This is a genomic window from Neorhizobium vignae (assembly GCF_000732195.1).
Lineage (GTDB): Bacteria > Pseudomonadota > Alphaproteobacteria > Rhizobiales > Rhizobiaceae > Neorhizobium > Neorhizobium vignae.
In genome coordinates this window covers 73627-96757 of sequence record NZ_JNNU01000007.1, presented here as the reverse complement: position 1 = coordinate 96757, position 23131 = coordinate 73627, and the positions used below count along the sequence as shown (strand labels likewise).

Genomic DNA, 23131 nt, shown 5'->3' with positions numbered 1-23131 from the left:
TTATTCGTCCCGATAGACCTTTTCGCGGCGCTCGTGGCGTTCCTGTGCCTCGATCGACAGCGTGGCGATCGGACGAGCGTCGAGACGCTTGAGGCCGATCGGTTCGCCCGTTTCTTCGCAGTAACCGTAGGTGCCATCTTCGATGCGCTGCAAGGCGGCATCGATTTTGGAAATCAGCTTGCGCTGGCGGTCACGGGCTCGAAGTTCGATAGCTCTGTCGGTTTCGGAGGAAGCCCGGTCGGCGAGATCGGGGTGGTTGGCGCTCTCTTCAGCCAGGTGACCCAGCGTTTCGCGCGCTTCTCTCAGGATGTCGTTTTTCCAGGCGATCAGTTTTGCCCGGAAATACGCTTTCTGATTTGCATTCATGAACTCGTCGTTTTCAGAGAGCACATAATTGCTAAGATCGATCTTCTCACTCAACGCGATTCTCCTGAAGAACATCTCATGCGGCGCTCTATATCCTATCCTCCCATGCGGATTCAAGCCTCGCGCTCAGTATTAAGGCATTTTTAAAACTGTCATAAAAATCCGCTAAACGGCTATTTTTTAAGCTTTTATTCTGAACGCTCGAAACTCTTCTCCACAGGAGGCTTTGCCAGGGCAGGCTGTTTCAGAACATCTGCGGCAGTTGACGAGTCTCGTGCCGAAAGCTACCCATCGCTTCCATCCTCTCACTAGCGGTGCCGGGCATGACGACGATCACTCCTCCTCCTTCCCGCATCTACCTGCTGCGCCATGCCAAATCCGGCTGGGCGGAGCCGGGACAGCATGATTTCGATCGCCCTCTCGACAATCAGGGCTTCGCACAGGCCGAAATCGTTGCCGACAAGGCTGCAGATCGCAACTACCGGCCCGATATCCTGATCAGTTCCACCGCCTTGCGGTGCCGCCAGACCGCCGAAGCCATCCGCCGCGCGATCAGCGAGGAGATCGACCCTGTCTTCATCGACGAACTTTATAACGGCCCGCTCGGCACCTACCTTGCGGTTCTTGCAGGCCAGGGGGACAGCAGTTCGGTGATGCTCGTCGGCCATAACCCGACCATGGAAGAAGTGCTGGAAGGGCTGATCGGCGCAGACCAGATGGTGGCGGCGATCCCGGGCGGCTATCCTCCTGCCGGCCTTGCGGTGCTCGAATATCGCGGCTTTGTCGCCGGCTCGGATGCCGCCTGGATACTGACCGACTTCCTGACGGCCTGAACTGGACTCGAGCGACGGCTTTGCGGCCTCGCGACGACTTCCTATATAGGCGTAAACTCTGGCCCCGGAACGACGCCTTGCCGCCTTCGCTTACCAGCTTCTCGGATGACGCGCGCATCGCGCTCGACAATCTCGCCGACCGTGCCTCGGGCCTCGTGCATCCGACGATCAGGCTCGGCGTGACCGGCCTGTCGCGGGCCGGCAAGACCGTGTTCATCTCGTCCCTCGTCCACAACCTCCTGAACGGGGGCCGGTTGCCGCTCTTCGAGGCGTTCCGATCCGGCCGGATTTCCGCCGTGCGGTTGGAGCCGCAGCCGGATGATGCCATCCCGCGCTTCCAGTACGAGGATCATATCCAGGCCTTGGTGCGCGACCGCATCTGGCCGGATTCGACCCGTGCCATCTCGGAGCTGCGGATCACTCTCGACTACCAGAGCGCCAGCGGCTGGGGCCGGATGTTTTCGCGCGGCCGGCTGTCGATCGACATCGTCGACTATCCGGGCGAATGGCTGCTCGACCTGCCGCTGCTGGCGCAGGATTTTCGCACCTTCAGCAACAACACCGTGGCGCTTGCCGGAACCGGCATCCGCGAGGAATTGTCGCGGGAATGGTTGGCTCTCGCAAACGGCATAGATGCGGACGCCCCGGCTGACGAAATGACCGCAAGACGGTTGTCGGAAGCCTTTGCGGGCTACCTCAAGGCCTGCAAGGCGGACGAGCGGTCGCTTTCGACCCTGCCGCCCGGCCGTTTCCTGATGCCCGGCGATCTCGAAGGCTCGCCGGCGCTCACGTTCGCACCGCTACCGAACATGCCCGAGACCAAAGCGCCGAAGGGTTCGCTGCGGGCGATGATGGAGCGTCGCTACGAGGCCTACAAGAACGTCGTGGTCAAGCCGTTCTTCCGCGAGCATTTCGCGCGGCTCGACCGCCAGATCGTGCTGATCGACGCGCTGCAGGCGATCAATCGCGGCCCCGAAGCGGTGCAGGATCTGGAACGGGCGCTGACCGACGTGCTCGCCTGTTTCCGCCCCGGCCACAACAGCTTCTTCTCCTCCCTGATCGGTCGCCGGATCGACAAGGTTCTGGTCGCGGCCACCAAGGCGGATCATCTGCACCACGAAAGCCACGACCGCCTGGAACGGCTTACGGGCCGGCTGGTCGATCGCGCCGTGCAGCGGATCGGCATGGCCGGCGCCGGCATCGAGGTGATGGCGATCGCATCGGTGCGCGCCACCCGAGAGGCGACCGTCAAGGAAGAGGGCCATCTCCTGCCGGTCATCGTCGGCACGCCTATTGCGGGCGAGATGATCAGTGGCGAACGTTTCGATGGGCTTAAGAAAACTGCCATATTTCCCGGCGACTTGCCGGAAAACCCTGAAGCATTTTTTCAGCAGCTGGATTCCGCCGATTCCGAGCTTCCGGAGATCAACGTGGTGCGCTTCCGTCCGCCGGCGCTCGAAGAGGCCAACGGCGGCATGAAGCTTTCGGTACCGCATATCCGGCTCGACCGTGCCATGCAGTTCCTGTTCGGAGACCGCCTCGCATGAGACCGCCCGAGACACCTCAGAACGGCAAGCGCCGCCCCGCATCTTTCTCGGTCGAAGAGGAAAGCGCGGCCCGAAACGAAACCTTGCCCGTCCCTCGCCGCAGCCCGCGCAGCTTCGAGGATGGCGTCATGGTGACGCCCGACGACCAGGATCCGTTCGTGTCGCCGCCCGAACTGGCCGCAGAGGCGATCCCGGTCGCCGAGCCCCGGGCGCGAAAGAAATTCTCGTTCGTCAACCTGGCGGCGGCGGCCTTCGGTACCTTCCTTTCGCTCGCTTTCGGCCTGTGGGCCGATAGCGTCATCCGCGACCTGTTCACCCGTGCCGACTGGCTGGGATATGCGGCGCTCACCGCGCTTGCCATCGGGCTCGCCGCCCTCGCCGTGATCGTCGGCCGCGAGATCGTCGGCATGATGCGGCTCTCCGCCGTCCAGACCCTCAAGACCCAGGCGGAAGAGGCTGCCCTTTCCCCTCGCCCTGCAGCTGCGCGCACCGTCGTCGCCGCGCTCACCAAGATCCTCAGTCACCGGGCGGAGACCGCCAAGGGACGCGCCAACCTCGAGGCGACGAAAGACGAAATCATCGACGGCCCGCAGCTCATCGAACTGGCCGAACGTGAACTCCTGGCGCCGCTCGACCGCAAGGCTCGCGCGCTTATTCTCGGATCGTCCAAACGGGTCTCGATCGTCACCGCCGTCAGCCCGCGCGCCATCGTCGATCTCGCCTATGTGCTTTTCGAAGTGACGCGGCTGATTCGCGCCATGGCCGAGCTTTACGGCGGCAGGCCTGGAACGCTCGGACTGTTGCGACTGATGCGGGACGTCATCGCCCATCTTGCCGTCACGGGCTCGATCGCGGTGGGCGACGGTGTTGCACAACAGGTTCTGGGACACGGCCTTGCCTCGAAACTGTCCAAACGGCTGGGCGAAGGCGTCATCAACGGCCTGCTGACCGCGCGAATCGGCATCGCCGCCATGGATCTTTGCCGACCGCTGCCCTTCCGGGCGGTCAAAAGGCCTGGAATCGGCGATTTTATCTCGGATATTGCGACCGTCGGCGGGCGGAAAGATGAGCAGTAGAGCGGTGGACTACGGCCCAATTCCGGCCATAGTCACCAGTCGTTAACCATTCCCGCCTAAATTACGGGACACTTAAGGTTGCTGCTCGTCAGGGGAAAGTTCATGTATTCGCGCTTCTTTTCGCTTCTCGGCGGGTTCGCCATTCTGACGGTCGCTGCGACCTCCGCCATGGCACCGCAGGCTGAAGCCGCTCCTCGCGACAAGGCTTTCTTCCAGTCGGTCGCGGGCGTCTGGAAAGGCCCAGGCGAAATCGTCGCCGGCAAATACAAGGGCACGAAATTCAGCTGCAACCTCACGGGCGCCGCCGTTCCGGACAGCAATGTCGGCATCAAGCTCGACGGAACCTGCCGCGTCGGCGTGTTCCAGCAGCCGATGTCGGCCACAATAACCCAGAGCGGCCGCGGCTATACCGGCAAGTTCCTGGACGGTGCCGAAGGCAAGGGTCTCGACATCATTTCCGGCTCGGTCAGCGGCGACAAGGTCGTCATGGGCATCAACCGCAATCAGCTCAACGGCGCGATGGTCGCGAGCCTGCGCGGCGAAAACAAGATGAACATCACCATCTCGATCAAGGTCGAGGACCAGATGGTTCCGGTGATCGGGCTCAGCCTCGACCGCGACATGGATTCGATCGCCGTCGGCTCGATCCAACAATAAGACACTATGGGCGCCTCAGGCGCCCTGCCACCAGTCCTGGCTGTCCCGCGCCACCTTGATGCCAACAGTATCGGCTCCAGCAAGCCAGTCGCGCACTTTCCTTCCCTTCACCGGAAGATCCGGGGCGATATCGGCAAGCGGCATCATCACGAAGCCGCGGTCGGTCATCCGCGGATGCGGCACTTCCAGTTTTTCGGTCTTCTGTTCCCGCGTGCCATAGGTGAGGATGTCGATGTCGATGGTGCGTGGTCCCCAGCGCTCCAGCCGGACGCGCTTCATCCCGCGCTCTATCGCCAGACAGACGTCCAGCAGATCTTCCGGCTCCAATGAAGTCTCCACCAGGACGCAGCAGTTGAAAAAATCCGCCTGGTCGGTCTTGCCCCAGGGCGGGGTCGAATAGAGTTTCGAGACAGCGAGAACGCGGCAGTCCTCGCGCCCATCGAGCTGCCTGAGCGCCTCGGCCATCGACGACGGCGGGTCGCCGATATTGCCGCCGAGCCCCAGAGCCGCGACCTCGACCGTCTTTTCAGGCGAAATGCTCAACACGCACCTCCGCATAATCGAGGATGCCGGGGATCGGCACGCTCGGCTTGCGCACGGCGATCTCCACCCGGCGGATCTGCGGCGTCCAGGCACAGAGCGCCTTGGCGATGTCCTTGGCGAGCGTCTCGATGAGGTTGCGGCGGCGTTGCGTCACCACCTTCTCGACGATCTCGTAGGCGATGCCGTAATGCACCGTGCTTGAAACATCGTCGTTTTCGAGCGCCTCGTCTGCCTCGACATCCATGATGACGTCGATGAAGAAACGCTGGCCGAGCGTGGCCTCCTGCTCGAAAGCGCCATGCTTGGCGTAGAACGCACAGTTCTTCAGCGTGATCGTGTAGGTCGCCATCAAAGGCCCTCTCTTGCGTTGTCAGCGGAGGCTGCAGCGAGAACCGCGTCGGCCATCGCCAGCGCATCGCGGTTGGCGGCAACGTTGTGAACGCGGAAGATCGACGCCCCCGCAAGCCGCAGGATTGCCGTGGTCGCGGCGGTGCCGACGTCGCGTTCGTTCGCCTTTTCCCGTCCCGTCAGCGCGCCGATGAACCGCTTGCGCGAGGTGCCGGCGAGCAGCGGAAAACCGAGCCGGTGCAGTTCGGCAAAACGCGCCATCAATTCGATGTCGTCGTCGCGATCCTTGGCAAAGCCGAAGCCGGGATCAAGCACGATCGCCTCGTCGGAAATGCCGGCGATGCGGGCGATCTCGAGCGACTGCTGCAGGAAGAATTCCTGGTCGGCTATGCGGTCGGCACGCTTTTCCTGCTCGCGGCCACGGCCGGTATGCATGATGCAGACCCCGGCGGATGTTTGAGCCGCAACGGTCGCGATCTCCGGCTCGCGCTGCAGGCCGTGGACATCGTTGATGATATGGGCACCCGCGGCCATCGCCAGGCGGGCGGTTTCGGCGCGATAGGTATCGATCGAGATCAGCGCATCGGTCTCCGCGGCAAGTCTTTCGATCACCGGCAGGACGCGATCCTGCTCTTCCGCGGCCGTCACCTCGGTGGCGCCAGGCCTCGTCGATTCGCCGCCGACATCGAGGATTGCGGCGCCCTCCCGCACGCAGGAAACGGCGTGAGCCACCGCGGCATCCATGTCCGCGTAGTTTCCACCGTCGGAAAAGGAATCGGGCGTGATGTTGATGATCGCCATAATCTGGCCTTGGCGACCGAGTTCAAGGACACGGCCCCGCCCGACGCGCCAGGTGCTGTTGCGCTGCGATATCACCGGCCGGCCGTCTTTCGAAGGGTAACGCAAAATTTGATGCCTTTGTGTTGCGCTCAGGCTGGCTATGCCCCAAGGTCCCCATAAGTTCAACGTCGCAGGCCATAGAATGTTCTCCATGCGCAGAGTCCGCCGGTTTTTCGGTGTCTTTCTTCTCCTCTGCGTGATCCCCGCGACGGCCATGGCAGAACCGATCATCAACAAGACCTATTCCTATTTCCGGATCGGCGGGCGCACGGCCGAGGACCTCGACAAGGAACTGGAGAACCGCGGCCCTCTCACCCGCAGCACCGGCCATCGCCACCCCGGCGCCACCGAAATCAAGTTCGGCGGCGACGTCACCTATGTGGAAAGAGGCGGGCGCTGCTCGGTCGGTGGGGCGCGCGTGACACTGCGAACCCACATTATCCTGCCGCGCTGGGGCAATCGCGGCCGTGCCACCGCCGATCTCGGCTTTATCTGGGATACTCTGTCGAAGGACATCAAGCGCCACGAGGAGCGGCACGCGGAAATCGCCCGCAACCACGCGCGCCAGCTCGAACGGGAACTGCTCAGCCTCCCCTCCAACAAAACCTGCGATGCGCTGGAAAGACAGGTGGCGGAGACGACCCGCCGTGTTCTCGAGGCGCATGACCGGGAGCAGCTGCGGTTCGACCAGATCGAGGCGGCCAATTTCGACTCGCGGATGATTCGGCTCTTGCAGTATCGCCTGAAGCGATCCGGCAACTGATCCGATTTTTGGGGTGAATCAGCCCGACCAACCGCGCCCAGGCTTTTGCGGAGCTTGCATCATCCCTCGTCAATGACGGGTGATTTATGGTGATAGTCTAAAATAGAAATATCGGATACAACCTAAGACATAGCTTACCTACCAACGCTTCGAAAAACGAGGCAAATGAGGTAGATGGCCGTAGGATCAGCGTAGCTTTCCGGTTTTCGAACCGATGTGTCGGACGCGTTTGTTTCAGGTGTCCCTGAGTTTGGTTTCCGGTGTTTTAGTTCTCCTGGCGCGTCTTCGAGCCGCAGGTGTTTCCTCCCTCCCCTGCTGGTGATGCGCCCGCCTTGCCTCGCTTGCCGCTTTTGCGGAGCGAGGCTTTTTTTTGCCCGGAAACAGGTCTTTCGGCAAAGTGACGATCAGGCCACGATCAGGCTTGACGCTCGGGTACGTTGACCACGAGCCCGTCGAGATCCGCCTTGACCTTGATCTGACAGGAAAGGCGCGAGGTCGGCTTCACCTCGAAGGCGAAGTCGAGCATGTCTTCCTCCATGGGAGCCGGCGGGCCGACCTTTTCGGTCCAGGCCTCGTCGACATAGACATGACAGGTTGCGCAGGCGCAGGCGCCGCCGCATTCAGCCTCGATGCCGGGGACGGAATTGCGAACCGCATTCTCCATAACGGTGGAGCCCGGCTCGGCTTCGATATCGAAGCGCGTTCCGTCAAAGGCAACGATGGTCAGTTTCGTCATGATAGGGAAATCCGGGATGTTGAAGGGTCAGGGCACACTATTTAAGGGCGCTGTCTTCCGATAAAACCCCGGCGCAGTCAATATTTTCGGGCGTCGCCGGCTGTTCAATCGGCGCCTTGCGTAGCGATTCGGCGAATCGCTCAGCGGCAGAGCTTGTTGATGAAGTTTTCGGCCTCGACGACGGCGGCAGCGACCGCGGCCCGCAACGAGGCGTCGGAGGCATTGTCTTCAAGTCGCTCGGCAGCGGTGGAAACCTTGAAGGCGCCGACGGCGCCGGCCGCACCCTTCAGGCGGTGCGCGGCTGCGACGACATAGGCGCTGTCGGCGCTTGCGATGTCATGCAGCGCGCGGCGTGCCTGGCGCGCGAACATCTGGAGCACTTCGACTTCGAGGTTCTTGTCGCCCATGGTCTGTGTCGCGAGATGGACGAGATCGATCGGACGGGACTGGGAAGGGCAACCGCCCCTCAACGTTTCTGGAGCTTCGAACGCGATACTGACCGCTGCCATTGCCATGAACCTGTTTTCCCTTTTGCTCTTCTGATAATGTCCCGAATTGTGCGGGCCAATCGGAGCTATCCCGTTAAATTCCGGCACAATCTGGGCCGGTTTCTTCCCATATGGTTAATTTCTGCTAAGCTCCCGGGATTTTAGGAGTTTTGCATCTTCGCATGGTTTAAATTCTGTTAACAACATTCCGCGGCATCATTCGAAGGCAGGCGTCATAATTGTGCAGGGTGGCCGAATGTGCCACTACAATACGCCTAAGGTGGCGAGGAATATCGTCCTTTTGCCCCGGATGGTAGGTTGGTAAGCTTTCATTATCATCCGTTTGAAAGAACGGCCATCCGACGTGAAAATGAATAGGAAACCGGACATCCGCTTTGCGGGTGGAGAGTTTCCGGCAGGCAGCGTTCCATCTATCGGTCTGCAGGCGGCAGCGCGGCAGATGGGATTTGCCGGGCGAGTATGTAACGAGGCGTAACCGCATGGCAAAGAACCCTAGCAGCGAGTCGGTCGATGAGACGGCGTTCCAGGCGTTGGAAGATGCCCTAAAAATCAACTTCAACGATGATCAGTCGCGCCCCAGATCAGTGCCCCATGCCTCGGAGGCAAGAGTGTCAGACACTACCAAACCGCGTCAGACCCAGTATCAGGACGATGCCGCCGAATCATACAGATCGGCCGCCACCGACACCGCTGCCAAGTCCCCCACATTCCAGCCCGCCAACGATGCGGGCAAACGCAGTTCGACCGCGATCCTGCGGACGCTGGAAGGCGGCGCGATGCGCTCGTCGATCCGCAACGCGGTCATCGTCTCGATCCTGTGGGCAATCGGCGGCATCGCGCTCGGACAGATGATCTACGGCAACCAGCTCTGGCAGATCACCTCGGTCGAAGGCGTTCTCGCCGCTCCCGGCATCGTCGCGCTCGCGGTCTGTATCCTCGTTCCCATCATGCTGTTCTTCGCCTTCGCGATCATGATGGCCCGCGCTCAGGATCTGAGAACCGCCGCCCGTTCGATGGCGGAGGTGGCTCTGCGCCTGTCCGATCCGGAAACCGTCGCCTCCGAGCGGATCATGAGTGTCGGCCAGGCCGTGCGCCGCGAAGTCTCGGCAATGAACGAAGGCATCGAGCGCACCATCGCCCGCGCCGCCGAGCTCGAGACGCTCGTCCATTCGGAAGTGAATGCGCTGGAGCGCAGCTTTACCGACAACGAATTGCGCGTTCGCGGCCTCGTCCACGAACTCGGCGCCGAACGCGACGCGATCGTCAACCACGCCGAGCGCATCCGCTCGTCGATCGTCGGAGCCCATGATCAGCTCAAGGAAGAGCTGTCGCTCGCGACCGAAGAAATCTCCATCCGCCTGGCGACATCAGGCGAAGCCTTTGCCTCGATGATCGAGACGCGCGGCGCGGCGCTGATGGAGAAATCCAACGCGGCCGGCGAAGCACTCGGCAGCCTGCTGACGACAAAGACCGAAAACCTGCTGCAGACGCTCAACTCCTCCGGCTTCGCACTCGCCCACGAGTTCGACGAGCGCATGGATGCGATCAATACCGTGCTGTCGCAGCGCGGCCAGGCGCTTCTCAACGAATTCCAGACGCGCGCCTCCTCGCTCGACGCCAACACCGAAAAGCTCAACGCCGCGCTTGCGGACCGCACCCGCCAGCTGAACGAGACGCTGCTTGCCCGGACCCGCGAGATCACCGACGGGCTTGCCGAAAGCGAACAGACGCTCACCGGTTCGCTCGGCGGCATCCTCGCGGCTCTCAACAGCTCGCTCGAAGAAAAGACCTCGTCCTTCCGCCAGAGCCTGCAAAGCACCGTCGAAGACGTGGTCCTCGACCTCGACATGCGCTCCGGCTTCTTTGAAGAACGCCTGCAGACGACCGTTGGCCTGCTCAGCACGACCTTCGACGACAGCATCTCGCAGTTCACCTCCGCCTTCGACCAGCGTGCCGGCACGCTCGACAGCAAGCTGATGGACAGCCTCGCCCGCATCAACGAGACGGTGGCAAGCGGTTCGGAGGCGATCGAAAACATCCTCTCGTCCAGCGTCGAGCGCATCAGTTCCTCGCTGACCGACCAGTCGCTCGCACTGGAGACGACGCTCGGCACCGGCCAGGAAATGCTGGATGCCATGCTCGGAAACCGCTCGCGCGAACTGTCCGACGCGTTGTCGGCCCGCAGCACCGAAATTCAGGATACGCTGGCCTCCCGCGCCACCGAAATCCAGGATGCTCTGGTGACACACACCGGCGAACTCCAGAACGTCCTCGGATCCCGGACCAGCCAGCTTCAGGATGTACTCGGGACACGCACCAGCGAACTCCAGTCCGTGCTCGTCTCGCGCACCGAGGAACTTCAGGAAGCCCTTGAAGCTCGCACCAGCGAGTTCCAGGACGTCATCACCACCCGCACCGGCGCACTCCACGAAGCACTGGAAACACGCACCGCCGAACTCCAGGACGTGCTGACCACGCGCACCGGCGAACTCCAGGGCGTGCTGACCGCGCGTACCGGCGAACTCCAGGGTGTGCTCGCCTCGGGCACGGGAGAACTGCACGGAGTGCTCGGAACGGGCGCCACCGAGCTTCAGGACGCGCTTGCGTTGCGCACCGGCGAGCTCAGGGACGTGTTTGCCTCCGGAACCGGCGAACTTCACGCCGGCTTTGCAAGCGCGCGTCAGGACATCGAGGCAACGCTCACCGAGCGCAGCAGCACCCTTCTCAGCACGCTTTCGGAAAACCAGGCGAAGTTCGAACAGAGCCTGGCCATCCGTTCGGGCGCCATCGTCGCTGCGCTCTCCGGCAGCCACGATCATCTGACCGAAGTGCTGAGCCAAAAATCCAGCGCGATCGAAACGCTGATGTCCGGGGCGCCAGAGCGGCTCGCCGGCATGTTCGACGAAAAGTCGGAGCACATCTCCCGCACGCTCATTGCCAGCGAACAGCGGCTCGGTGACGAGCTGGGTCGGCGCGCTTCCGAAATGCAGACGTCGCTCGATGCCAGCCGCGAGCGGATTTCCGAAATCCTCGAAGACAAGTCGATGGAGATCGCGACCTCCTTCGCGCTCGGCGAAGATCGCCTCGCCGGCATGCTCGACGAAAAGTCGGATTCCATCACGCGCGCACTTTCGGAAACCGAACAGCGCATGAGCGGAGACCTGGCCCGCCGTACCTCGGAAATCAACGAGGCGCTGGGCGTCAACCGGGACAGGCTTGCAGAAATCCTCGACGACAAGTCGATGGAAATCGCCACCTCCTTCGCGCTTGGCGAAGACCGCCTCGCCAGCATGCTGGACGAAAAGTCGACGTCAATCGCCAACACCTTCATCGATGCCGACGTCCGCATCGAGCAATCCTTCGCGGCCCGCGCCGAAGCGATCCGTAACGCCTATGCCGATAACCAGCTCAATCTCGACCAGTCGCTCGAAAACCGGACGGCCGAGATTGCCCGCGTCCTCGAAAGCGGCGGCGATCGCCTCGAACAAACCGTCGGCAGCGCAAGCGGCCGGATCGAGACCGCACTCACAACCGGCGCACAGCGTTTCGAAACGGGCATGGCGGACGGGCTGGAGCGCGTCGAAGCCGTTCTCGGCTCGACTCAGGAGCGTATCGCCGCAACCATCGGCCTTGGTCACCAGCAGCTGGAAACGACGCTCAGTTCCGGTTACGAGCAGATCCGCGACACCCTGGACGAACGCACGAAGTCGCTCGCGACAACGCTCGGCGACGCCCAGAGCCAGATCGGCGACCTGATGCAGGACCAGGTCACCTCCTTCGGAACCTCGATCGCGGCCAGCGCCGGAATGCTCGAAATGTCGCTCGAGACGCAGCAGAGCGCGCTGCGCGGCGCTATCGACACTGCGGGGCAGTCGCTCGAAGAACGTCTGCGCGACAATGTCGGTACGCTCGCCGTCCGGCTTTCCGATGCCGCGAGCGAAATCGGCCGCTCGGCCGATGCCTTCTCCAACCGCATCCGTCAGACGGTCGGCGGGGTTCAGGGCGCACTCGAAGAAACCGGTAGCCGCATCGAATCGACGTTCGGCGGGCTCGAAGGCCGGATCCGGGGCGAAATCCTCGAGGCGGCTCAGCTCGTCGACGAGGCCGGCGTCAATCTTTCCGCCACGCTGACCAACCGCACGGCCGATCTGGAACGTGTCGCGGTCGAGGCTTCGGACCGGATCACCGAGACCATGGACGGCCGCACCGCCCGTATCGAGGAACGCCTCGGCACGATCGACCGCGCGCTGACCATCGGTCTCGACAACGTCACCAAGACCATAGAAAGCAAGGCCGTCGGCCTTGCCTCGACACTGCGCGAAGCAGTGGGCGCCGCGGCCCAGAGCATGGACAGCGAAGCCACCCGCTCCGCCGAAGTGCTGGCTCGTGCCGGTGCCGAGTTCACCGAGGAACTGAGCAGCCGCAACGCCGAATTTACCAAGGCGATCGAGGAACGTTCGACCCAGATCGTCGGCCGGATCTCGGAAACCCAGAACCGGCTCGCCGGACAGGCAGCAACGGTGGCGCTCGCCTTCTCGGAAGCCGGCAACGCGATCGTCCACAAGGTTGCGGAAGCCGATAGCCTGGTGAAACGCCAGGTCACGGCAATCTCCGAGGCACTCGACGAAGCGCAGAAGGCGCTCGACTCGCGCGGCGACGGCATTCGCACCACGCTGGCCGATACCGCAAGCCAGCTCGACACCGCCATGGACGCCGTCGACCGCGCACTTGCAGCCCGCGGCGAAGCCATCCACACGGCCCTCGACGCCCGTGCCCGCGATCTGAACTCCATGCTTGCCGGCCGCTCGGCTGAACTGACCCGCCTTCTCGACGAAAAGGCGAAGCCGATGGTCGAGGAATATGCCGCGACCGGCCGCACTGCCATCGAACAGATGACGAATGCCGCCCAGCAGGGTGCAGAACGGCTGTCCGCCGTGGCACAGGAAACGGCTGCACGGCTTTCCTCCGCCGCAGATGAGACGACCGCGCGGCTTTCTTCCGCGGCGGAAGACACGACCACACGCCTTGCCTCCGCGACGGAAGAATCGACTGCGCGCATCCGCAACGAGAACTCGGCGCTTGTCGATGCGATCGCTGCGCGGACCAACGAAACGCTCGCCGCCATCACCCAGCGGACCGAAAGCGCCGCCGGCACCATGCGTCACGTCGAACAGGGCCTGTCAGCCAGCGTCAACAGCCTCATCGACAAGCTGGCGGAAAGCAATTCGAGCATTTCGGCGCTGGTCCAGGAGTCCGCAAAGGAACTCGGCAGCACCGCCGATGCCGTCGCCCACCATCTTTCGGAGGCCGACCGCAAGCTCAGCGTCACGGCTAACCGGTTCGTTCAGTCGGCAACCAACTCCGCCGATATCGTTTCCGGCTCGACCCGCATGCTCGAAGACAATATCGGCCGCATGTCGGACGTATTCGGCAATACGCTCGAGCAGGTCAGCAGCCTCGTCGGCCGTTTCGACGACCACTCGAGGGTGCTGGTCGAAGCATCCGAACTCCTCGGTGCGGCCCAGTCCAACCTTGTCAGCACGCTGGACGAACGCCAGAATGCGCTGCGCAACCTGTCGACCGGCCTGGTCAAGCGTTCCGAGGAAATCGAGACGACGATGCGCAGCTTGACGACCCTGGTCGATGGCGCCTTCGAGCGGGCAGAAGAACGTTCGCTGCAGGTCGGCTCGCGGCTTCGCGAAAGCCTGCATGCCTCGTTTGCCGATATCGGCCGGACGCTCGGGGAAACCCAGCATCGCGCCGAAGTTACCGCCGATGCGATGCGCGAAGCGCTGATCAGCGCCGGCAGCGACGCCAACCACGCCATCGAGACGACACTGTCCGATGCCGAGAAGCGCACCCGCGACCTTTCCGAGCGGATGCGCGGCAGCATTTCGCAGTCGCTCAACGACGTCGAGCAGCTGCTGTCGGATGCCACCACACGCTCCGGCAGCGCCGCGGAACAGCTGCGCGACACGCTCCGGGAATCGGTCGAGGAAGCCATCAGCCGCTTCGCCGGCGCAACCGACGAAATCCGCCGCTCGGCGCAGGATATCCGCCGCGAGCTGGATACGACCCGCACCGAACTGAAGCGCGGCGCCTTCGACCTGCCGGAAGAAGCCAAGGAAAGTGCGGCCGCCATGCGGCGTGCCGTCGCCGAGCAGATCAAGGCGCTGCAGGACATCTCGGCGCTGGTCGGCCGCTCGACGCAGAACTTCGAGATCTCCGAAGCTTCGGCACCGCGCCAGGCGCCTGCTCCCGCTCCGCAGCCGGCTCCTGCCCGTCCGCAGCCTCAGCCCGCCGCCGCAGCCATCCCGCAGCCGGCTCCGCCTGCGCCACGCAATGATCCCTATGTAGGGAACGCCCTGCGCGGCACGCTGCCCCTCGATCGCCAGCCGCAGGCGCCCGTCACCCGCGCGCCGGAGCCACGCAGCACCGACGGCGGCTGGATCAGCGACCTGCTGCGCGGCGCATCGCGCGACGAGATGGCGGAGACACCGCCGGCACCCCGTCAGCAGCCGCAGCCGGCACCACGTGCCGCCGAACCGGCCCCAGCTCCGCGCGGCAACGGCGACAACCGCAACCCGCGCCACATGGTGGAATCGCTGAACTCGCTGTCGGTCGATATCGCCCGCGCCATCGACCATGACGCCTCGGTCGACCTGTGGCGGCGTTACCAGCGCGGCGAGCGCGACGTCTTCACCCGTCGCCTCTACACGCTGAAGGGCCAGCAGACCTTCGACGAGATCAAGCGCAAGTACGACCGCGAACCGGAATTCCGCACCGCCGTCGACCGCTATATCGCCGATTTCGAAAAGCTGCTCGCCGACGTCGCCCGCACCGACCGCGACAAGACGGTAACCCAGAGCTACCTCACCTCGGATACGGGCAAGGTCTACACGATGCTGGCCCACGCCGCCGGCCGGTTCAACTAAGAGCCGGGTCTGACATACGAAGACAAAAGGCCGCCTTTCGGGGCGGCCTTTCTGTTTGGTAATACCAAGGTCCCGATCAGATATTGATGTCAAGAAGCGGCAAAGGCAGATCGGATTTCCGGCTGCTGGCAAAAAGGACATGCAAAGGTCTCGGCCGCCTATCCCACGGTCCGTCTTCGGTCACCGGCTTGGCCCATTGGGCGCCAACCGCGTCGAGTAAACTTGCGAACCTTTGGAAAAGATTGGGATTACGGCGATATAGGGAGACGCCATTCAATACGACAATGTTGATGCTACCGGCTTCGATCCACGACAGGTCGCGCATGGCATCATAAAAACCGTCCCAGTTAAGTTGGCTATAGGGCATAGACAAACCTCGGATCACGGCAGCGAAGAGATCTTCGTCTTCCGCACATCCGTGAAAGTCGATTTTGCGCGGTTGGGTGCAGTCGCTCAAGGCGCCGATACGGCGAGACAAGGTCTCCCCGTCGGCAGTGCACTGGATCACGTAGGGCCGGTCCGTGGAATTTAAAACATCCCTGAACCGGACTTTGGCCATTGATGCATCACATCGACTTCAGCGACCAGTCGACGATCTCCGCGCCGACCTTGGCGAAGGCGCGATCCAGCGCCTCGATGAAATGGCGGTTCTCGGCGCCCGAGACCGGAGACGTCGCCTTGAACACGCTCTGGGCGCGCACCGTGCCGTTGCGGTCGTTGAGGATTTTTGCCGAAATCTCGACATTGGCGAGGCGGGGGCTGCCGGCGGTCACCTCGAAGGCGCGGATATCGGTCACGACCTGGTAGTCGATCGCAAGGCCCTGCCCCGGCTTGCCGACGCCGCCGAGGCGGCCGGAGTTTTCAAAGGCTTCGACCAGCTTCGACTGGACGAGGGCCGGCAGGCGGTCGCCCCAGCGGGAATCGGCAAGATACTGGATCTCGGAGGGCGAAACGCGCACGATCACCTGCTCGCTGTTCAGCAGCTTCAACGCCGTGGGTTCCGGCACCAGGATCTGCCGGTTGCGGGCGGAAGCACCCTGGCCCGAGGGAGTGATCGACAGATCGAACGTGTCGTTGTTCGCCTTACTGCCGCAGCCGCTCACCAGAGCCGCAATCAGCGGCAGGACAAGCAAAGCCGAGGCGCGGGTCGCCGCACGTCGCATCAGTAACTCCGAACCGGTCATCAAAACCCCACTGTCAAACACTGAAAACGCCGCGCTTACCGCCGCGTCCTGCCGTCATATTCCTTCACCGTCTCGCCGCCGAAGATCAGCCGCTGCGGGTTCTGGTCGAAATTGGTGATCGTCTGGTCGAGCGACTGCACCGTGCGGCGCGCGTCGTTGACCAGCGTCTGGATGTCCCTGAGGCCGCCTGCCGAGAAGCGCGACAGGTTGTCGGCGATCGGCCCGACCCGGGCATTGATATTGTCGGCGACGGCGCGGAAGGATTCCAGCGTCTTGCGCGCCTCGGCAAACAGGCCCTGCGAGTCGTCGCTCGACACAAGTCCGTCCACCTTGGCAAGAATGCCGTCGACGCGGCTCGAAGCGTCGTTGAGCTTCTTTGCCAGATCGGTGAAATCGCCGATCGCGCGGTCGATATCGTCCTTCCGGTGAGCGAAATTGTCGACCACGCTGCGGGCCGAGCCCATGGTCTGGCGGGCATCCTCGGAAGCTGCGGTAATATTGCGGATCGTCGTTGCGACCTGATCGGTATTGACGGCACCCAGAACGGTATCGGCGCGCTTCAGAAGGACCTGGGCGTCAGCTCCCACCTTCTCGAAATTGGCGGCGGCGTTCCGGACATTGGTCACCAGATCGTCGAACTTGTCGGAGGCGGTGGCGATATTGCGCGTGGCGCGCTCCGTATTGGAGACCACGGCATTGATCTTTTCCGCATCGATCGCGCTCACCAGCCGTTCGGCGGCTGCAAGCGTGGAGTTCAGCGTTCCGGAGACCCGGTCGATCGTCGTGGAAAGCGTCGCGAGGCTGTTCAGGAACTTGTCGATACTGTCGGAATTCTGGGCAAGCGCCGAGGTGAAGGTTTCCACATTGCGGATTGTCTGGGTCAGCGGACCTCTGGCATCGGCGACGAAGCCTTGAATATCGCTGATCGCCGCGTCTGCCCGGTCGAGGATCTTGTCGGCGGTGGCGAGCAGGTTGGTGACGCTCGACTGCTCGGCGATCAGCACGGCCGGACGGCCGGTCTCGATCGATTTCTGGAGGATGTTCTCTTCCCCCTTGGCGCCGCCGGAAAGCTCGATATAGGCAGCCCCCGTCAGGCCCTGCACTTCGAGTGCAGCCTGGGTGGACTGATAGACGGGCGCATCGGCCCGCACTTCGGTGAAGGCGATCGAATAACGGGGATCGTCCGGATCGATCGTGAGGCTGCGCACCGAACCCACGGGAATGCCGTTGAAGCGAACCGGAGAGCCGACCGACAGGCCGTTGGCCGAGCCCGGGATGCGGATCGCCAGTTCAGCCGTCGGTCCGCCGCGGCCGGATTGCGCCATCCAGTAGACGAAGCCGAAAGCGGCAGCAATCACCAGCAAGGTGAAGAAACCGACAAGGGCGTAGTTGGCTCTCGTTTCCATAGATTACGTCACTCTTCTACTTCTGCCGCAGGCTGCTTTTCTTGGACCACGACTGACCGCGCCCGCTTGCCGCGGAAATAGGACTGTACCCATGGATCGTCACAGGCAAACATATCCTCTAGCGTACCTTCCACCAAGACCCGTTTCTCGCCGAGCACAGCTATTCTGTCGCAGACGGAGAAGAGGCTATCGAGGTCGTGTGTCACCATGTAGACGGTCAGGCCCAGCGTGTCGCGCAACCTGGCGATCAGCGCATCGAAATCGGCAGCGCCGATCGGGTCGAGGCCGGAGGTCGGCTCGTCGAGGAAAACCAGGTCCGGATCGAGCGACAGGGCCCGCGCCAGTGCGGCGCGCTTGATCATGCCGCCGGACAGTTCCGAGGGATATTTGTCGGCTGCGTCAGGCGGCAGGCCGACCATCTCGATCTTCAGGTAGGCGAGCTCATCCATCAGCGACTGCGGCAGGTCGAGATATTCGCGCATCGGCAGCTGAATGTTCTCCTTCACCGTCAGGGCCGAGAACAGCGCTCCATGCTGGAAGAGCACGCCGAGCCGCGTGTCGAGCGCCATGCGCTCGTCTTCCGAAACGGTGTCGTAGTCGGCGCCGAGGATGTGGATCGTGCCGGAACGGTGCGGCAGAAGGCTGAGCACGGTGCGCATCAGCACCGACTTGCCGGTGCCGGATGCACCGACGAAGCCAAGGATCTCGCCGCGATAGATGTCGAGGTTCAGGTGGTCGAGCACCAGCTTGTCGCCGAAGCCGACCGTCAGGTCGCGCACCGACAGAACGACCTGCCGGCCGTTCGCCTTGTCCACCATCTCGGCCTGCGGTGCCTCTTGCAAACCCTTCTCCATCAGAAATTGATCGCGGAATAGAAGAGGGCGAACATCGCATCCATGAAGATGACGGCGAAGATCGATTTCACCACAGAGGTGGTGACGTGCTGGCCGAGCGATTCGGCGCTGCCGCCGACCTTCATGCCCTCGACGGCGGCAACGATGCCGATCGCGAGCGCCATGAATGGCGCCTTGATCATGCCGGAGGCAACGGACGTATGGTCGATCGCTTCGTGGAGGCGCGAGAGATAGGTATCGAAGGTAATGCCGGAATAGACGAGGGCGACGACGGCCGCCCCGAACAGCGCCGAAAAATTGGCGATGATCGTCAGAAGCGGCAGCGCCACGGTCAGGGCCACGAGGCGCGGGAAGATCAGCACGCCGATCGGATTGAGGCCGATCACCGTCAACGCATCGATCTCTTCGCGCATCTTCATCGAACCGATTTCGGCGGTGATGGCGCTGCCGGAACGGCCGGCGATCATGATCGCCGTCAGGAGCACGCCGATCTCGCGAAGCTGCAGGATGCCGACGAGGTCGACGACGAAGATCTCGGCGCCGAAATACCGCAGCTGGAAGGCGCCCTGCTGGGCGATGATCGCTCCGATCAGGAAGGACATCAGCACGATGATCGGCACGGCACGCACGCCCATGCGATCGATATGAGTGACGACCGAGGCCGGCGAGACGCCGGCGCCACGGCCGAACTTCATCTGCGCACCGCGAACCGCCGATCCCAGAATGTGCATGGCCGCATAGAAATCACCGCCGAGCGAAACCATCACCTCGCCGATCGGCCCAAACAGCCGCTCGAACAGGTTTCCCTTTGGCCCGTCGTCCACAGGTGGTGCAGGAGTATGTTCGGGCAAGACGCCGATCAACTCGCGGATCGGGCCTTCGCCGCCCACCAGGGCAGCTTCCCCGCCCTGCCCGCCCTTGGCGGTCATCAGCCTGCGGATCAGCCAGGCGCCGGCGGTATCGACGCCGGTTATGCCGGTAAGATCGATCTCCACCTTTCCCTGGCTCTTGGCCTGTTCGAACTGCTCGAACTCCTTGAGCACCGGCCCGATCGTCGGACCACGCCATTCGCCGGCCAGCACGTACCGCTCGCCGCCGTCGCCGGGCATAGATTCGGCCTTGATTTCGGCTGGCTGGAACGTCACGTGTTTCTTTCGCGTTTCAAGCTTGTCTGAAGTTTCAATATCATGCGGTTGATCGCACTTTCGAGACCGGCAATATAGCCACCTCATAGGGATTTGCCATAAACGGGACGCGTAAAACCATGAGCCGTCACCTCCAAGCCACAATAGAAACCTTTCCGATCGCCGGTTCCTTCACGATTTCCCGTGGCTCCAAGACCGAAGCGGAGGTGATTACCTGCACCGTCAGTGAGGACGGCGTTTCCGGCCGCGGCGAATGCGTGCCCTACAAGCGTTACGGCGAGAGCCTGGACGGTGTGATGGCGGACATAGAAGCGGTCGCCGATGCCATCCGTGCCGGTCTGACACGCGAAGAATTGCGGAGGCGGATGGAGCCGGGTGCCGCGCGAAATGCCGTCGACTGCGCTCTCTGGGATCTCGAGGCGAAGCTGAGCGGGCAGCGTGTTGCCGATATGATCGGCGCTACCAGCCGCAAACCCTTCGTCACCGCCTTCACGCTGTCGCTCGGGGAACCGGAGGCCATGGCTGCCGAAGCAGCCAGGAATGCGCAACGTCCGCTTCTTAAAGTCAAGCTCGGAACCGACAACGACGAAGCGCGGCTGAGGGCCGTTCGTGACGCCGCGCCGGCCACGCGGATCATCGTCGATGCAAACGAAGGATGGACCGAGGAAAACCTCGCCCACCACATGGCAATCGCCGCCGAAACCAATGTGTCGCTGATCGAACAGCCGTTGCCAGCCGGGCGGGACGCGGCGCTCGGCCGTATCCGCCGCCTCGTTTCCGTCTGCGCCGATGAAAGCGTGCATGCGACCAGTGACCTGGAAAGCCTTCGCGACCGGTACGACGCGGTCAACATCAAGCTCGACAAGACCGGCGGGCTCACCGAAGCCCTCGCCATGAAGGCGGAAGCACAGCGGCTCGGATTTGCCGTGATGATCGGCTGCATGGTCGGCTCCTCGCTCGCCATGGCGCCGGCCGTGCTGCTTGCCCAGGATGCGGACTATGCGGATCTCGACGGGCCGCTGTTGCTTTCCCGCGACCGGCCGGACGGGCTGCGCTACGAAGGGTCCCTCGTCTACCCGCCGGAATCGACCCTCTGGGGCTGAATTCTTGCCGCAAGCGCGATGATCGACAGGCCGACCAGCGCCAGGATCGACATCGCCACGTAGCTCGGCGGGCCGAACTGACGGTAGAGCAGGCCGGAAAGCACCGTCGCAAGCGCAAGAAAGACGCCGTTATAGAAGACATAGGCGCCCTGCATCGAGGCTTCCTGGTCCTCGCGCACCGCCTCGACCAGCCGGTGCTGGATGCCGATATGGACGAAGGCGAACGTGAAGGCGTGAGTGGCCTGCAGCGCCAGATATCCCCAGAAGTCGAGCGGCATCGGAAAGAGCGTCCAGCGGACCACCGCGACCGCGCATCCGACCCGCATCAGCGTCCAGGGAGAAATCCGTCTGGCGATCCAGCCCGCCGCGAAAAAGACGATGATCTCCGACACGACGGCCGCGCTCCACAGGACGCCGATCGAGCCGCTCGAAAACCCGATCTGCTGCCAATGGATGGTGCCGAACGTATAGAACATGCCGTGCCCCGCCTGCGCCACCGACGCGCCGATCATCAGCACGTGCAGGTCGAGCCTTCTGAGCGAGCTTTGCTGAGGCATCCTGTCCGGGTCCGGCCTTGCAACCGCCCGGCCGAGCTTCGGAGCCGCGAATGCAACGGCGACGGTCAGGAGAAAACCGACCGCTATCGCCCATGGAATGGCCTGGAAACCCCAGAAGCCGCGGAGTTCGCCGACGAGCAGCGCCACGGCCACGAAGCCGACCGAGCCCCACACGCGCATCGAGCCATACTGGAAACCCCAGCGCCGGACGCCGCTGACGGCGATCGATTCGACGATCGGCGCATAGGGTGCGAAGACCGCCGCCTGAACGGCGATGACGATGAGAACCGGCCAGAAATCGCGGGTGAAGAACATGGCGAACGCCGTCAGCAGCGACAGGGCACCGGACCAGGCGAGCATCAGGGTCCGTTCCGTCATGCGGTCGGCAAGCAGACCGGCCACCGGGGCCGCAGCCACCCGCAGGAAAAGCTGGGCTGCGAGCACGAGGCCGATTTCGAATTCGGTAAAGGCAAGCCCGTCGAGCCAGACGGGCAGATAGGGCAGAATCACTCCGTTCACCCCGAGCGGCGCCCCATAGGCGATCGCACAGCGCAACTGGAAGAACCGGGGCGCTGTCTGCGCCGTATTTGAGGGAATCACGATTTCACGGGTGGGTTGCTGAAGTTTCAGCTTACCTAACACACACCCTTGTGCCTGCCTATGGCAAGATATAGCCCTGAGGCTGGCCCGTCCGTCTGTTGCAGGCCGCTCACGCCGCCTGCATGTCCTCGACGGATTGCGGCGCCGGCAGGGACTTGATCTCCGCCGTGGCGGCGACGTTCTGCCAGGAGATCATCTCCAGCGTGCCGTCGAAGTTTTCGGCGATCGCCGTGCAGCTTTCCACCCAGTCGCCGGTATTGACGTAGTGGATGCCGTCGATGTCTTCCATGACGGCATGATGGATATGGCCGCAGATGACGCCATCGACATTGTTGCGGCGGGCTTCGTCGGCGACGACCCGCTGGAACTCGCCGATGAAATTGACCGCGTGCTTGACCTGCAGCTTGGCCCAGGCGGAGAAGGACCAGTAGGGCATGCCGAGGCGGCGGCGGATGGCGGCGAGCCCGATATTGATGACGATCGCCGCGTCATAAGCCCAGTCGCCGAGATAGGCGAGCAGGCGGGCGTTGCGGACCACGACGTCGAATTCGTCGCCATGCAGGACCAGGTATTTCTTGCCGTCGGCCATCTCGTAGATTTCGCGCTCGGCAACTTCGATGCCGCCGAAATGCGTGCCCGGGAAGGAACGTAGGAATTCGTCGTGGTTGCCGGGGATGTAGACGATGCGGGTGCCCTTGCGCGCCTTGCGCAGCAGCTTCTGAACCACGTCGTTGCAGCCCTGCGGCCAGTACCAGTTGCGCTTCAGCCGCCAGCCGTCGATGATGTCGCCGACCAGGAAGATGGTATCCGCTTCATGATAGCGCAGGAAATCCAGGAGGAAGTCCGTTCGGGCTGCCTTGGAGCCCAGATGAACGTCTGAAATGAAGAGCGTTCTGAAATGTCTTGTATCCATCTCACCGGTCACGAAGTCGTCCTTTCGCTGCCGCTTCTGTTGGCTTCAAAACCAGACTCGTGTTTCAGGATGATGACAGGGACCGGGAAAGGTGCATCCCGGCGCCCAATCGGCCATGTTCCAATTTCCGCCATGACCGCAAATTAGCTGCTGTCGCTTCCGGTCGATTGATGTAAGGAGAGGTCTCTCCTTTCGACCCCTCAGACACAAAACAAA

Annotated in this window: 20 protein-coding genes; 7 read left to right on the top strand and 13 right to left on the bottom strand. The window is 62.9% G+C overall.

Annotated elements, in window-relative coordinates:
• Nucleotides 1–420, bottom strand: coding sequence for an RNA polymerase-binding protein DksA (dksA, locus tag GQ59_RS13505; protein ID WP_007771163.1), 420 nt, complete (start codon nt 418–420; stop codon nt 1–3).
• Between the two features lie 269 nt (nt 421–689).
• Here dksA and GQ59_RS13500 point away from each other — a divergent pair, with 269 nt between their 5' ends.
• The 4 genes from GQ59_RS13500 to GQ59_RS13485 all read left to right on the top strand — a co-directional run bounded on the left by GQ59_RS13500 (nt 690) and on the right by GQ59_RS13485 (nt 4479).
• Nucleotides 690–1199: a SixA phosphatase family protein gene (locus GQ59_RS13500; RefSeq protein ID WP_037082424.1), complete on the top strand. Its 510-nt coding sequence runs from the start codon at nt 690–692 to the stop codon at nt 1197–1199.
• Between the two features lie 77 nt (nt 1200–1276).
• Nucleotides 1277–2746 carry a YcjX family GTP-binding protein gene (locus tag GQ59_RS13495; RefSeq protein WP_037081982.1) on the top strand — a complete coding sequence of 490 codons (1470 nt, stop codon included), beginning with the start codon at nt 1277–1279 and terminating at the stop codon, nt 2744–2746.
• Complete coding sequence (locus tag GQ59_RS13490) at nt 2743–3822, top strand: YcjF family protein (protein WP_037081979.1); 1080 nt, start codon at nt 2743–2745, stop codon at nt 3820–3822. The genes GQ59_RS13495 and GQ59_RS13490 overlap by 4 nt, the downstream gene beginning before the upstream one ends.
• Nucleotides 3823–3924: 102 nt before the next feature.
• Nucleotides 3925–4479: a hypothetical protein gene (locus GQ59_RS13485; RefSeq protein ID WP_037081975.1), complete on the top strand. Its 555-nt coding sequence runs from the start codon at nt 3925–3927 to the stop codon at nt 4477–4479.
• A gap of 15 nt (nt 4480–4494) precedes the next feature.
• Here the strand turns inward: GQ59_RS13485 and folK are convergent, their stop codons facing one another.
• From folK to folP, 3 genes are read right to left on the bottom strand one after another with little or no spacing between them, the layout of a single operon-like run.
• Entirely contained in the window at nt 4495–5037 is a 543-nt protein-coding gene (folK, locus tag GQ59_RS13480) for a 2-amino-4-hydroxy-6-hydroxymethyldihydropteridine diphosphokinase (RefSeq protein WP_174459617.1), read from the bottom strand.
• Nucleotides 5006–5371: a dihydroneopterin aldolase gene (gene folB / locus GQ59_RS13475; protein WP_037081970.1), complete on the bottom strand. Its 366-nt coding sequence runs from the start codon at nt 5369–5371 to the stop codon at nt 5006–5008. Before folB ends, folK begins: the two co-directional genes overlap by 32 nt.
• Nucleotides 5371–6246 carry a dihydropteroate synthase gene (gene folP / locus GQ59_RS13470; RefSeq protein ID WP_037082422.1) on the bottom strand — a complete coding sequence of 292 codons (876 nt, stop codon included), beginning with the start codon at nt 6244–6246 and terminating at the stop codon, nt 5371–5373. The genes folB and folP overlap by 1 nt, the downstream gene beginning before the upstream one ends.
• Nucleotides 6247–6352: 106 nt before the next feature.
• On the opposite strand from folP, the gene GQ59_RS13465 reads away from it, so the two are divergent.
• A complete protein-coding gene (locus GQ59_RS13465; protein WP_051903939.1) occupies nt 6353–6973 on the top strand; it encodes a DUF922 domain-containing Zn-dependent protease in 621 nt (206 codons plus the stop codon).
• Nucleotides 6974–7388: 415 nt separating this feature from the next.
• On the opposite strand, the gene GQ59_RS13460 is transcribed toward GQ59_RS13465, so the two are convergent.
• A complete protein-coding gene (locus GQ59_RS13460) occupies nt 7389–7709 on the bottom strand; it encodes a 2Fe-2S iron-sulfur cluster-binding protein (protein WP_007754550.1) in 321 nt (106 codons plus the stop codon).
• Between the two features lie 140 nt (nt 7710–7849).
• The gene (locus tag GQ59_RS13455; RefSeq protein WP_037082419.1) at nt 7850–8218 is read right to left on the bottom strand and encodes an Hpt domain-containing protein; all 369 of its coding nucleotides are present in this window, start codon (nt 8216–8218) and stop codon (nt 7850–7852) included.
• A gap of 479 nt (nt 8219–8697) precedes the next feature.
• On the opposite strand from GQ59_RS13455, the gene GQ59_RS13450 reads away from it, so the two are divergent.
• Nucleotides 8698–15153, top strand: a complete 6456-nt coding sequence (locus tag GQ59_RS13450; protein ID WP_037081967.1) for an apolipoprotein A-IV repeat region-like domain-containing protein — start codon at nt 8698–8700, stop codon at nt 15151–15153.
• Between the two features lie 76 nt (nt 15154–15229).
• Here the strand turns inward: GQ59_RS13450 and GQ59_RS13445 are convergent, their stop codons facing one another.
• Genes GQ59_RS13445 through GQ59_RS13425 form a run of 5 tightly spaced genes read right to left on the bottom strand, consistent with a single transcriptional unit; the run spans nt 15230 to nt 19706 of the window.
• Nucleotides 15230–15712, bottom strand: coding sequence for a barstar family protein (locus GQ59_RS13445; RefSeq protein ID WP_037081964.1), 483 nt, complete (start codon nt 15710–15712; stop codon nt 15230–15232).
• A gap of 7 nt (nt 15713–15719) precedes the next feature.
• A complete protein-coding gene (locus tag GQ59_RS13440) occupies nt 15720–16337 on the bottom strand; it encodes an ABC-type transport auxiliary lipoprotein family protein (protein WP_037081963.1) in 618 nt (205 codons plus the stop codon).
• A gap of 35 nt (nt 16338–16372) precedes the next feature.
• Entirely contained in the window at nt 16373–17743 is a 1371-nt protein-coding gene (locus tag GQ59_RS13435) for an MlaD family protein (RefSeq protein WP_037081960.1), read from the bottom strand.
• Nucleotides 17744–17751: 8 nt separating this feature from the next.
• Entirely contained in the window at nt 17752–18561 is an 810-nt protein-coding gene (locus GQ59_RS13430) for an ABC transporter ATP-binding protein (protein WP_037082418.1), read from the bottom strand.
• A gap of 35 nt (nt 18562–18596) precedes the next feature.
• Nucleotides 18597–19706, bottom strand: coding sequence for an ABC transporter permease (locus tag GQ59_RS13425; RefSeq protein WP_084683154.1), 1110 nt, complete (start codon nt 19704–19706; stop codon nt 18597–18599).
• Nucleotides 19707–19861: 155 nt separating this feature from the next.
• Here GQ59_RS13425 and dgcA point away from each other — a divergent pair, with 155 nt between their 5' ends.
• Nucleotides 19862–20845, top strand: a complete 984-nt coding sequence (gene dgcA / locus GQ59_RS13420; protein ID WP_037081957.1) for an N-acetyl-D-Glu racemase DgcA — start codon at nt 19862–19864, stop codon at nt 20843–20845.
• Here dgcA and GQ59_RS13415 read toward each other — a convergent pair.
• Nucleotides 20815–22002, bottom strand: a complete 1188-nt coding sequence (locus tag GQ59_RS13415; protein WP_037081956.1) for an MFS transporter — start codon at nt 22000–22002, stop codon at nt 20815–20817. The two genes, dgcA and GQ59_RS13415, sit on opposite strands and share 31 nt — an antisense overlap.
• Nucleotides 22003–22111: 109 nt before the next feature.
• A complete protein-coding gene (locus GQ59_RS13410; protein ID WP_084683144.1) occupies nt 22112–22915 on the bottom strand; it encodes a UDP-2,3-diacylglucosamine diphosphatase in 804 nt (267 codons plus the stop codon).
• Nucleotides 22916–23131 lie beyond the last annotated feature (216 nt).

Excerpts from the sequence above, each read along its gene's own strand:
- GQ59_RS13410 (WP_084683144.1), bottom strand. The coding sequence starts at position 22,915 with ATGGATACAAGACATTTCAGAACGCTCTTCATTTCAGACGTTCATCTG.
- GQ59_RS13460 (WP_007754550.1), bottom strand. The coding sequence starts at position 7,709 with ATGACGAAACTGACCATCGTTGCCTTTGACGGAACGCGCTTCGATATC.
- GQ59_RS13425 (WP_084683154.1), bottom strand. The coding sequence starts at position 19,706 with ATGCCCGGCGACGGCGGCGAGCGGTACGTGCTGGCCGGCGAATGGCGT.
- folB (WP_037081970.1), bottom strand. The coding sequence starts at position 5,371 with ATGGCGACCTACACGATCACGCTGAAGAACTGTGCGTTCTACGCCAAG.
- GQ59_RS13450 (WP_037081967.1), top strand. The coding sequence starts at position 8,698 with ATGGCAAAGAACCCTAGCAGCGAGTCGGTCGATGAGACGGCGTTCCAG.
- GQ59_RS13445 (WP_037081964.1), bottom strand. The coding sequence starts at position 15,712 with ATGGCCAAAGTCCGGTTCAGGGATGTTTTAAATTCCACGGACCGGCCC.
- GQ59_RS13485 (WP_037081975.1), top strand. The coding sequence starts at position 3,925 with ATGTATTCGCGCTTCTTTTCGCTTCTCGGCGGGTTCGCCATTCTGACG.
- GQ59_RS13465 (WP_051903939.1), top strand. The coding sequence starts at position 6,353 with ATGTTCTCCATGCGCAGAGTCCGCCGGTTTTTCGGTGTCTTTCTTCTC.
- GQ59_RS13440 (WP_037081963.1), bottom strand. The coding sequence starts at position 16,337 with ATGACCGGTTCGGAGTTACTGATGCGACGTGCGGCGACCCGCGCCTCG.
- GQ59_RS13500 (WP_037082424.1), top strand. The coding sequence starts at position 690 with ATGACGACGATCACTCCTCCTCCTTCCCGCATCTACCTGCTGCGCCAT.
- GQ59_RS13430 (WP_037082418.1), bottom strand. The coding sequence starts at position 18,561 with ATGGTGGACAAGGCGAACGGCCGGCAGGTCGTTCTGTCGGTGCGCGAC.
- dgcA (WP_037081957.1), top strand. The coding sequence starts at position 19,862 with ATGAGCCGTCACCTCCAAGCCACAATAGAAACCTTTCCGATCGCCGGT.
- folK (WP_174459617.1), bottom strand. The coding sequence starts at position 5,037 with ATGCGGAGGTGCGTGTTGAGCATTTCGCCTGAAAAGACGGTCGAGGTC.
- GQ59_RS13435 (WP_037081960.1), bottom strand. The coding sequence starts at position 17,743 with ATGGAAACGAGAGCCAACTACGCCCTTGTCGGTTTCTTCACCTTGCTG.
- GQ59_RS13490 (WP_037081979.1), top strand. The coding sequence starts at position 2,743 with ATGAGACCGCCCGAGACACCTCAGAACGGCAAGCGCCGCCCCGCATCT.
- GQ59_RS13455 (WP_037082419.1), bottom strand. The coding sequence starts at position 8,218 with ATGGCAGCGGTCAGTATCGCGTTCGAAGCTCCAGAAACGTTGAGGGGC.